The organism is Solemya elarraichensis gill symbiont, assembly GCF_002021095.1.
Lineage (GTDB): Bacteria > Pseudomonadota > Gammaproteobacteria > Chromatiales > Chromatiaceae.
In genome coordinates this window covers 1-8,371 of record NZ_MPRK01000066.1, presented here as the reverse complement: position 1 = coordinate 8,371, position 8,371 = coordinate 1, and the positions used below count along the sequence as shown (strand labels likewise).

13 protein-coding genes are annotated in these 8,371 nt (G+C 50.6%); 7 read left to right on the top strand and 6 right to left on the bottom strand.

Features of this window, described 5'->3' with window-relative positions; genetic code table 11:
- Positions 1–58 precede the first annotated feature (58 nt).
- Genes BOW51_RS04930 through BOW51_RS04920 form a run of 3 tightly spaced genes read left to right on the top strand, consistent with a single transcriptional unit; the run spans position 59 to position 1,487 of the window.
- Positions 59–412: a YkvA family protein gene (locus BOW51_RS04930; protein ID WP_078476716.1), complete on the top strand. Its 354-nt coding sequence runs from the start codon at positions 59–61 to the stop codon at positions 410–412.
- Between the two features lie 53 nt (positions 413–465).
- Entirely contained in the window at positions 466–792 is a 327-nt protein-coding gene (locus BOW51_RS04925; protein WP_078476715.1) for a DMT family transporter, read from the top strand.
- Positions 789–1,487: an aspartate/glutamate racemase family protein gene (locus BOW51_RS04920; RefSeq protein ID WP_078476714.1), complete on the top strand. Its 699-nt coding sequence runs from the start codon at positions 789–791 to the stop codon at positions 1,485–1,487. Before BOW51_RS04925 ends, BOW51_RS04920 begins: the two co-directional genes overlap by 4 nt.
- 61 nt (positions 1,488–1,548) lie before the next feature.
- Here the strand turns inward: BOW51_RS04920 and BOW51_RS04915 are convergent, their stop codons facing one another.
- Both BOW51_RS04915 and BOW51_RS04910 read right to left on the bottom strand, forming a co-directional pair.
- Complete coding sequence (locus BOW51_RS04915) at positions 1,549–2,550, bottom strand: DUF3137 domain-containing protein (RefSeq protein WP_078476713.1); 1,002 nt, start codon at positions 2,548–2,550, stop codon at positions 1,549–1,551.
- 18 nt (positions 2,551–2,568) lie between these two features.
- The gene (locus BOW51_RS04910; protein ID WP_078476717.1) at positions 2,569–3,147 is read right to left on the bottom strand and encodes a LemA family protein; all 579 of its coding nucleotides are present in this window, start codon (positions 3,145–3,147) and stop codon (positions 2,569–2,571) included.
- A 183-nt stretch (positions 3,148–3,330) separates the two neighbouring features.
- Here BOW51_RS04910 and BOW51_RS04905 point away from each other — a divergent pair, with 183 nt between their 5' ends.
- The gene (locus BOW51_RS04905) at positions 3,331–3,612 is read left to right on the top strand and encodes a segregation and condensation protein A (protein WP_078476712.1); all 282 of its coding nucleotides are present in this window, start codon (positions 3,331–3,333) and stop codon (positions 3,610–3,612) included.
- A 13-nt stretch (positions 3,613–3,625) separates the two neighbouring features.
- Here the strand turns inward: BOW51_RS04905 and BOW51_RS04900 are convergent, their stop codons facing one another.
- The gene (locus BOW51_RS04900) at positions 3,626–4,090 is read right to left on the bottom strand and encodes an EVE domain-containing protein (RefSeq protein WP_078476711.1); all 465 of its coding nucleotides are present in this window, start codon (positions 4,088–4,090) and stop codon (positions 3,626–3,628) included.
- A gap of 133 nt (positions 4,091–4,223) precedes the next feature.
- Here BOW51_RS04900 and BOW51_RS04895 point away from each other — a divergent pair, with 133 nt between their 5' ends.
- Complete coding sequence (locus BOW51_RS04895) at positions 4,224–4,412, top strand: hypothetical protein (protein WP_078476710.1); 189 nt, start codon at positions 4,224–4,226, stop codon at positions 4,410–4,412.
- Positions 4,413–4,439: 27 nt separating this feature from the next.
- Here the strand turns inward: BOW51_RS04895 and rsgA are convergent, their stop codons facing one another.
- On the bottom strand, positions 4,440–5,447 hold the full coding sequence (gene rsgA, locus BOW51_RS04890; protein ID WP_078476709.1) for a small ribosomal subunit biogenesis GTPase RsgA: 1,008 nt from the start codon (positions 5,445–5,447) through the stop codon (positions 4,440–4,442).
- Positions 5,448–5,453: 6 nt separating this feature from the next.
- Positions 5,454–5,717: a hypothetical protein gene (locus tag BOW51_RS04885; protein ID WP_078476708.1), complete on the bottom strand. Its 264-nt coding sequence runs from the start codon at positions 5,715–5,717 to the stop codon at positions 5,454–5,456.
- A gap of 165 nt (positions 5,718–5,882) precedes the next feature.
- Here BOW51_RS04885 and orn point away from each other — a divergent pair, with 165 nt between their 5' ends.
- Positions 5,883–6,464, top strand: coding sequence for an oligoribonuclease (gene orn / locus BOW51_RS04880; protein WP_078476707.1), 582 nt, complete (start codon positions 5,883–5,885; stop codon positions 6,462–6,464).
- Here the strand turns inward: orn and queG are convergent.
- On the bottom strand, positions 6,461–7,525 hold the full coding sequence (gene queG, locus BOW51_RS04875) for a tRNA epoxyqueuosine(34) reductase QueG (protein ID WP_078476706.1): 1,065 nt from the start codon (positions 7,523–7,525) through the stop codon (positions 6,461–6,463). The two genes, orn and queG, sit on opposite strands and share 4 nt — an antisense overlap.
- Before the next feature lie 78 nt (positions 7,526–7,603).
- Here queG and BOW51_RS04870 point away from each other — a divergent pair.
- Positions 7,604–8,371: NAD(P)H-hydrate epimerase (locus tag BOW51_RS04870; protein ID WP_078476705.1), on the top strand; the 768-nt coding region annotated here is incomplete at its 3' end.

The window sequence follows — 8,371 nt, the reverse complement described above, 5'->3', positions numbered from 1 at the left end:
CGCAGGGCGTCCGGGGCAATAAAGGCTGTCGAAGATCGAGTGTAAAAGGGCGACTTGGATGTCCCGTTTTACATCACGAGATCAAAGACACGCTTGCTGGTCGAAGATTAAGAAATACGCGATCATGGCTGGTCGTGAAGTCATTGAATTGGCATTAAAGCTCTATTACGCAACGCTGGATTCTGATACCCCGGCCTGGGCAAAGGCAGTGATCACGGGTGCTCTTGCCTATTTCATCCTTCCTGTTGATGCAGTTCCGGATCTCTTGCCTGGCGGATATGTGGATGACCTTGGAGCATTAGCTGCTGCGGCAGCTACAGTCTCTGCACATATCAAAGAAGAGCATGCTGCCAAAGCCAGAGAAACACTCAAGCGTTGGTTTGGAGATGATGGTAGTTTGGGGTCGGAGTAAAAACTGTTCATAATCCCAAATGTGATGCCTGAAACGACAAAGGAACACAATTGATGAACCCATGGTTGGCATTAGCAGGAGCAATTGTTCTGGAAGTATCCGGAACGGTCTCCATGAAATTGTCTGATGGCTTTACGACGCTAGTACCATCAATCCTGATTTTTGTTTTTTACGCAGCGTCCTTTGCAGTGCTTACCCTGGCACTGAAAAAAATTGATGTCAGTGTTGCCTATGCAGTGTGGGCCGGTGTTGGTACTGCGCTCATTGCTGCTGTTGGTATTCTGTACTTCAAGGAGCCGCTATCTACCTTGAAGGTATTCAGTATCTTTCTAATCATTGCAGGTGTTATTGGTCTCAACCTCAGCGGTGCCAAACATTGAAAACAATCGGTTTACTTGGCGGTATGAGTTGGGAAAGTACTCTCGGCTATTACAAGAAAATTAACGAGGGTGTCAGAAATGCTCTTGGCGGCCTGCATTCAGCAGAAATCGTTATGTATAGTGTTGATTTCGAACCGATTGAGAAACTGCAGCAAGCAGGAGACTGGGAGGGGACAACAGATATCCTGATTGAGGCGGCAAAAAATGTTCAGTCTGCAGGAGCCGATTTTCTACTTATTTGCACAAACACCATGCACAAGATTGCCCCGGAGATTGAGGCTGCAGTTCAGATTCCTCTGCTCCACATCGCTGACGCAACCGCAGATGTCCTGGTTAACGAAGGCATTAAAACAGTTGGACTGCTGGGTACAGCCTTCACAATGGAACAGGAATTTTATAAAGGAAGGCTGAAGAATAACTATGGTCTTGAGGTATTGGTGCCAAACAGGGCTGACAGGGAAATCGTTCATAGAGTGATTTACCAGGAACTTTGTCTGGGGGAGACTGAGGCTGACTCCAAGGTGGAGTATTTGCGCATCATCAGTGCCCTGTCTGACCAGGGAGCGGAGGCGGTCATTCTCGGGTGTACTGAAATCGGGATGTTAGTCAATCAGGTTGATACGGATGTCAGGTTGTTGGATACAACTGCCATACATGCGGAAAAAGCCGTTGAATACGCAATAACAGGGAGTTAATGCTCCACTCCTGACGGAGTACGTTCCTCTCTTTGAGAATAGCCGTAGCGTTAGTATTTGATCAGGTCTGCTCCAACTTGAGGCCCTCAATGCAGTGGGTGATCGCTTTCATATCTTCTTGAATCGCCATGGCGAATTTTTTCAGATGAACCTGCTTGCCATCGTCATCTACTTCAAACTTGTTCCCGTTGCTGTGAATCATCAGGTTGATGTAGTCGTTCTTGATCGTCGCCTGGATTGCCGATCGCTTTGAATTACCACCCAGACCAAATAAGCCTTTCTGTCTGTTGGTTGAAAACGCCGGGCTAAGAGCCAGCTCTGTCAGCTTTTCCATGAAAAGCGGTGTAAGAATGGTTCTGGAACTGATTTGGTCATCAGCATGTACATCAAAGAGCTTCTCAAACTCCGTGCTTTCAAGACGTACATGATCCTTGCTAAACCACCTGTTTAATGCAGAATCAGCAGAGATGCGGATAGAGCCCCTGTACTGTCGGTTGAGATGTATAGAGACGATAAAACCTTTGAACACCGTGACATATGTGGTTGTCGTATGTCCCTTCGAATCGGTACGTTTCCTCTCTTCCTTGAGTTCTACCTCATAGAATCTGAAATCGGTTCCCTTGATAACACCGGTGATCAGGTCTTCCGATCTGTACCTGTCGTAATTTGGGGCGATATCTTCCACGGCATAGCGAAACTCGCTTTCACTGATACCCTGTGTCTGGAGTTTCATGTTTTCACCGTAGTGGCCAAGCACACGATTTCCAAATTCAGCCTTTATCCTGTTTTTAAACTCACTGGCCGGTTTGTGTGCAAGAGCGAGAAAGAATCCTATTGCTGCAACACCGGGAAATCCTAGTATCATCGGGAGCAGGAGGTTGTCGAGATTCCTGAGTGCAAACAGGGCAACAACAGCAAGTATCGGCAGGCCGATAATCAGAATGGTGGACTTCTTCTTTTTATAGCCGGCCAGAACCTCGATGGATTCCAATTCAAATTTTCCGGCATCGCGGAAAATCTCAGGGTCGAGTTCTGGCGTCCCGCTTTGTTCAGAGCCGCTCATCACTACACGCCTATTCAATTACAAATAGTCTGAAGCGTCGATCGCCTTCCTCGCAGACTCCTCTGCCTCGAAGAAGGGCATCTGGTGGATGTTCAGCCAGTCGGCAAAGAGGCTGCTGGGAAAAATTTCGACTGCATTATTGAGATCACCAACTGCAGAATTGTAGAAGCGCCTGGCTGCACTGAGGTTGTGCTCGACGTTTTCCATAGAGTCCATTGCATCAAGCATGGTGGCGTCCGATTTCAGTTCAGGGTAGTTCTCCACGGTAATTTTCAGCGCATCAATCTTCGACTTGAGCTGGTTTTCAGCTTCAATATGCTTGCCGACTTGTTGCGGATCAGACTTGTCATAGCCGGCGTTGGCTGAATTTCTCAGTTCAACAATCTCACTGAACAGCTCTTTCTCATGCTCCATGTATTTCTTTGCAGCCTTGAGCATGTTGGGAACCAGGTCGGCACGTTTCTGGAACTGCACATCGATACCCGAGAGCGCCTCCAGAACCATGTTCTTCTTACGGATCAGGCCAGCGTAAATCGTGTATCCAACGATTAACGGGATAAGGATGATGGCAGCCGTGATAATGAGTGATGAATCCATGGGCAAGCTCTCCGATTTGATTGTCTGTTGCTGGTTATGCAGGATATTGCTGTGTGCGGGTATATTCAGCAGTCCTGTAAGCTCCAGCTCACCAATAAACCGCTGGCGGTCAGGCTTTTTTTCACCTCTCGACAGGGGTATTCTTTGCATATTAAAGTATATCAACAGGTTTCGACTGAAAAAATGAACGACATTTCGAGCAAAGAGCGTCAAATCCTCATGACCATGCGCAAGGTGCTGGCCAGTATTATCAAGGACACCACGCCTGAACACAGGGACATGAAGCATCCCCTGTCAGATATGACCATTGACCAGGTGCGTAGCTGCCTGGGGATGATTGCGGCGCGCGAACGGGAGCTTGCCGATGAGGCGGGTGCTGGCGTAGAAAAACCCTATTTCACTGATGAGAAGCGCACTGCAGACGTGGTCTCAATCGATTCGATCAAGCCTGGTCCGAAAAAGTAGAGTTAAACTCTCTTCACTCCAGTGACAGGATGAAATCCCACTGTGCTTCGCTCAGGGGCATGATCGACAGGCGGTTACCACGCCTGACTAGTGGACAATCCTTGAGCTCGGTATCTGCGAAGGTTTTCAACTCCTCTAGTGTAATGTTGCGCTTGAGCCGACGCTTGTGCTTGATATCGACCATGTACCAGCGCGGGTTATCCGGATCACTCTTGGGGTCGTAGTATTTCTCTTCGGCATCGAATGCCGTGTGGTCAGGATAGCCCTCTTTTACAACCGTCATGATGCCGACAATACCCGGCTCCTTGCAGTTGGAGTGATAAAAGAAGACGAGATCGCCTTTTTTCATGTCATCACGCATCATATTGCGCGCCTGGTAGTTTCTCACGCCATCCCAGTGTTCGGTCTTTTTCGGCATGGCGATCAGGTGATCGATACCAAAGACATCAGGTTCCGACTTCATCAGCCAGTAGTTCATCCGAATACTCCTTCTTTCAATATAGAAAGTAAAATAACATATCCCTGTTATGCAGCGATATTCATGATGAAGGATTTAGCATTGAAGAGTGTTGGGTAAACCGGGTGTTTTCGAGTGACAGTGAGGATCAATTATGGATGAAATGATTGGTAAGAAGATGATGATTTCCGGTATGGCAATTGAGATTATTTCTGATGCGGGTGATAGGTGGGAAACTCGGAATATCACCACCAAAGAGACAGTGTTCTTCAACAAGTCAGTTCTTCAGAATGCAATCAAGCTGGGTAAGGCGGAAGAGATATCAGAATCGGATGATCAGTAGAGTTGTGTCTATTACTGTTAAAACCGCTTAAGATCGCCCGCTCTTGAGGGTATCCGCTAACTGTTGAAAATGCTCCAGGCGCCAGGCCGGAATCTTACCGGTATCCCGTGCTTCAATCAGCGCGCAGTCAGGTTCGTGCGAGTGACTGCAGTTGGAGAAACGACAATGCCCCAGCAGGGTGGCGAACTCCCTGAATCCGGATCCCAGCTGTTCACGACTGTTGATGGTGAGGCGAAAACTGCGCACGCCAGGCGAATCGATGATGCGTCCACCCGTTGGCAGCCTGTAGAGAGTCGTTGTCGAAGTGGTATGACGCCCCAGCCCGGTTGCCTCGGAGATTGCACCTGTCTGAATCTCCTGGTCAGGAATCAGGCGATTGATCAGGGATGACTTGCCGACGCCAGATTGCCCCACAAGGATACTGGTTTCATCGGCAAACAGCTGTTCCAGCTGTTCTAGTCCGATCTGCTGCTTGGCGCTGATAGCGATAGTCTCATAACCGATTCCCCGGTAGTCATCGAGTCGCTGTTCGAGCCTGCGAGATGAGTCACTGTCGTCGAGTAAGTCACACTTGTTGAGAAGTATCACCGCCCTGACACCGATTAACTCGGCTGTTACCAGGTACTGGTCGATAAGGTAGCCGGTTGGCTCAGGCTGTGGAGCGATGACGACGACAAGCTGGGTGATGTTTGCGGCAATAGGTTTGTCACGGCCGCTGTAGTCAGGGCGCGCCAGTGCTGAGTGGCGCTCCTCGAGTGCCGAGACAATGCCGTGATGTTCATCGATGCGATGCCAGACAACATTGTCGCCACAAACGATCTGGCCGATATTCTGCCGAATCTGGCAGGGTGTCATTTGTTGTTCGTTATCTGCTATGACCACCTGCTTGCCATGGCGAATGATGACAGTGCCTTGCTGTGCCTCGCCGATGCTCTCATTGTTATCAGCAGCAGATTCGCTGCCGGCAGACTCTCTCTGTTGTTGCTGGCGTTTTGCGATGCGTGCAGCCTGCTGCTTGCTCAGACGCCGGGCCATAAGCGCTTACTTGAATTTGTAGTGGTTGTTGTTGAGATATTTGACAACAGCATGAATATCCTCGTCGAACCAGCGTGTACCAAGATTGGCATCGCAACGCCTGACTTGTGCCTCAAGGGCATTGATGTTTCCAACTCTGCGCTCGGCACGTGTATAGATTTCTGTGCCGTGGCACCTGGAGCAGTCGCGTTGTACCAGCTCTTCCGCATTCTGGGCTTGTGCAGCACCTGCTGTCAGTAGCGCCATGCCTGCAAGTAGCAGTTTTTTCATTTTGTGAATCCAATCTGGAAATATAGTCACAGTTTAGTCGAAACCAGTTACAGGTGACACCTCCATCCATGTGGAAATGCCTGAAGGGACGTGCATCATTGACTCTTTGATTTCACGAGTCAAAAATGGCACTCTTTACCAATACCTCTAGCGGAACTGAATTACATGGCTGAAGAGCACACTCGCCTGATCTGGATCGACCTCGAAATGACTGGCCTGGACACGCGCAATGACACCATCATCGAGATCGCAACTATTGTCACCGATCAACAGCTGGAGGTGGTTGCCGAGGGCCCCGTGATTGCCATCCACCAACCGGACAAGGTGCTGGATGCGATGGACGATTGGAACACCCGCACCCATGGTGAATCCGGCCTGGTTGACCGTGTGCGTGAAAGCAAGCATGACGCAGCTGCAGCGGAACGCGAGACACTTGCTTTCCTTGAACAATACGTGGCCGAGGGTGCATCACCCATGTGCGGCAACAGTATTTGCCAGGACAGGCGTTTCATGGCCCGTGAGATGCCGAGGCTGGAAGCCTGGTTTCACTATCGCAATCTCGATGTCAGTGCCGTCAAGGAGCTTGCCAGGCGCTGGAAGCCTGATGCACTTAAGGGTTTAAGCAAACAGGCCAAGCACCTGGCGATGGATGATATTCGCGACTCTATTGCCGAACTCAAGCACTACCGCGAGCATTTCTTCAATCTCGAACCAATGAGTGTGGACGACGACAATAGTAAGAATTAATCGCTACAGAGATTCGAAAGCGCCCACGCGATATGTTCTTTGACCATAGGTGATGCATCTGTAAGTGCATGCTGCAGGCTGCTGATCACCTCAGTTCCGCCTTTGGAATTTCCAAGTGCCACGGCAAGATTGCGTTGCCAACGCTGGTAGCCGATACGCCGGATCGCCGAGCCTTCTGTGCGATTAAGAAAAGTCTCTTCATCCCAGCTGAATAATTCGAGCAGGGTCGTCTGGTCAAGTTCGTGACGTGGCAGAAAGTCCTCTTCTGCACCATTTTGTGAGAAGCGATTCCACGGACACACCGCCTGGCAGTCATCACAGCCGTAAATGCGATTGCCGATTTGTTTGCGCAGTGCAAGCGGAATAGCATCGTGCAGTTCTATGGTCAGGTAGGAGATGCAGCGGCGCGCATCAACCACGAAGGGTTCGACGATTGCCTGCGTGGGGCAGATATCAATGCAGGCACTGCAGCTACCGCAATGTTCCTCTGACGGTTCATCAATTGGCAACGGCAAGTCGACATAGAGTTCACCGAGAAAAAACCATGACCCCGCATCCCTGCTGATAAGGTTGCTGTGCTTGCCGATCCATCCAAGCCCCGCTTTTTCCGCAATTGGTTTCTCGAGTACAGGCGCCGAGTCGACGAAGACGCGATAGCCGAATTTGCCATGTGCTGATGTGATCCTGTCTGCCAGTTGCTGCAGGCGTTTGCGCAGCAGCTTGTGATAGTCACGTCCGAGCGCATAACGTGAGAGAAATGCCTGCGCCGGTTCCTGCGTCAGCGCGAGCAGATCCTCCTGCGTGTCGGGCAGGTAGTTCATGCGTACGGAAACTACCCGCAGGGTGCCTGGTTCCAACTCCGCCGGCCGCGAGCGTTTTACACCATGCCGTGACATGTACTCCATGTCACCCTGGTAGCCATGTCCGAGCCAGGCGTGCAGACGCGACTCGGCAAGCGTCAGGTCAGTATCCGTTATACCGCACTGCTGAAAGCCGAGTTCGCTGGCCCACGACTTGATGTCGCAGGCGACCTGATGAAGTGCTGTTGATGATTCAGTCATCAAATGGCGTCTGCTGGGTTATTATTGAAGTTATCCATTATCCGTTTAACCCTTGCATTACACCAGTTGAAAGATCAGATGACAGAAATGAGAAGACTGCCGCAAAAAGATCAGCTCCCTTATGCACTCTATCGTGCAGCGCAGGTGCGTGAACTCGATCGCCTTGCAATCGAACAGTTTTCGATTCCGTCACTGCAGTTGATGGAGCGCGCAGGAAGTTTTGCGTTTGAACTATTGTGTAAGAGATGGCCGGACAGAAAAACTGTCACTGTGCTTTGTGGTGGCGGTAATAATGGTGGTGACGGTTACGTGGTGGCACGCCTGGCACATGAGGCAGGCTTCACGGTCCGGCTGCTGCCGATGGTTGATGAGACACGCTTGCAAGGCGATGCGCTGATCAACGCCAGGGCGTGTGAAAAGCTGGATATCGACATAATTGCATCACTGGATGTCGACAGGGATCACGGCGTGATCGTCGATGCCTTGCTCGGTACCGGGCTCGACAGGCAAGTAGAGGGGCGCTGGGCCGAATGTATTGCACAGCTCAATTCAATGCGAGCCCCGGTGCTTGCGATTGATATTCCCTCGGGTCTCAATGCAGACAGCGGCGTTGCCATGGATTGTGCTGTGCATGCGGATGCCACGGCCACTTGTATCGGTTTGAAGCAGGGGCTCTTTAGCGGCGACGGTCCTGGCTGCTGTGGTGAAATCTGGTTTGATTCGCTTAATGTGCCTGCAAAACTCTATGCCAGCCAGATTCTCAGTGCCCGTCGACTCGACTGGAACAGGGAGAAAACACTACTGCGAGCATTGATGCCGACCGCCCACAAGGGAAACCAGGGGCAT

Excerpts from the sequence above, each read along its gene's own strand:
- BOW51_RS04895 (WP_078476710.1), top strand. The coding sequence starts at position 4,224 with ATGGATGAAATGATTGGTAAGAAGATGATGATTTCCGGTATGGCAATT.
- orn (WP_078476707.1), top strand. The coding sequence starts at position 5,883 with ATGGCTGAAGAGCACACTCGCCTGATCTGGATCGACCTCGAAATGACT.
- BOW51_RS04915 (WP_078476713.1), bottom strand. The coding sequence starts at position 2,550 with ATGAGCGGCTCTGAACAAAGCGGGACGCCAGAACTCGACCCTGAGATT.
- BOW51_RS04910 (WP_078476717.1), bottom strand. The coding sequence starts at position 3,147 with ATGGATTCATCACTCATTATCACGGCTGCCATCATCCTTATCCCGTTA.
- BOW51_RS04885 (WP_078476708.1), bottom strand. The coding sequence starts at position 5,717 with ATGAAAAAACTGCTACTTGCAGGCATGGCGCTACTGACAGCAGGTGCT.
- BOW51_RS04905 (WP_078476712.1), top strand. The coding sequence starts at position 3,331 with ATGAACGACATTTCGAGCAAAGAGCGTCAAATCCTCATGACCATGCGC.
- BOW51_RS04900 (WP_078476711.1), bottom strand. The coding sequence starts at position 4,090 with ATGAACTACTGGCTGATGAAGTCGGAACCTGATGTCTTTGGTATCGAT.
- BOW51_RS04930 (WP_078476716.1), top strand. The coding sequence starts at position 59 with ATGTCCCGTTTTACATCACGAGATCAAAGACACGCTTGCTGGTCGAAG.
- queG (WP_078476706.1), bottom strand. The coding sequence starts at position 7,525 with ATGACTGAATCATCAACAGCACTTCATCAGGTCGCCTGCGACATCAAG.
- rsgA (WP_078476709.1), bottom strand. The coding sequence starts at position 5,447 with ATGGCCCGGCGTCTGAGCAAGCAGCAGGCTGCACGCATCGCAAAACGC.
- BOW51_RS04925 (WP_078476715.1), top strand. The coding sequence starts at position 466 with ATGAACCCATGGTTGGCATTAGCAGGAGCAATTGTTCTGGAAGTATCC.